Origin of the sequence: Blastochloris sulfoviridis (assembly GCF_008630065.1) — a bacterium.
GTDB lineage: Bacteria > Pseudomonadota > Alphaproteobacteria > Rhizobiales > Xanthobacteraceae > Blastochloris > Blastochloris sulfoviridis.
In genome coordinates this window covers 1-375 of sequence record NZ_VWPL01000089.1, presented here as the reverse complement: position 1 = coordinate 375, position 375 = coordinate 1, and the positions used below count along the sequence as shown (strand labels likewise).

2 pseudogenes are annotated in these 375 nt (G+C 65.1%); both read right to left on the bottom strand.

The features are described 5' to 3' along the window. Nucleotides 1–203, bottom strand: a pseudogene (locus F1193_RS16955) (MFS transporter); the annotation flags it as partial. Nucleotides 204–274: 71 nt separating this feature from the next. Beyond that, nucleotides 275–375 (bottom strand): annotated as a pseudogene (locus tag F1193_RS17845) (glutaminase A); the annotation flags it as partial.

Sequence of the window (375 nt, the reverse complement as noted above, 5' to 3'; positions counted from 1 at the left end):
ACCAGCATGGAATACGTCACGATGCCGGTGGCCACGGTGGTGGGCGGCACGTTGAAGCTCGCCACCATGCCGCCCATGGCGACCGGCAGCGAAGCCACATTGTACGACATCAGGACCTGGCCGAGCGCGATGGCGATCATCGGCACCCAGGAATTTCTCTCCTCCGTCCCGGAGTCGGCTGCGGTTGCTGCTGCGGCCGTCATGGCTTGTGTCCTCGGAGTTGATGTCTGATCAGGATCTTGCGGTTGGACTGTTGCGTGTCCTGCGGCGCGGTTCACGCCTCCGGCCTGGAGACGAGCAGGTCCATGCCCAGGCGCTGCGACAGGTACTTGGCCACGAGCTGGCCCTTGACGCTGTTGCCGGCGGCATCGAGCG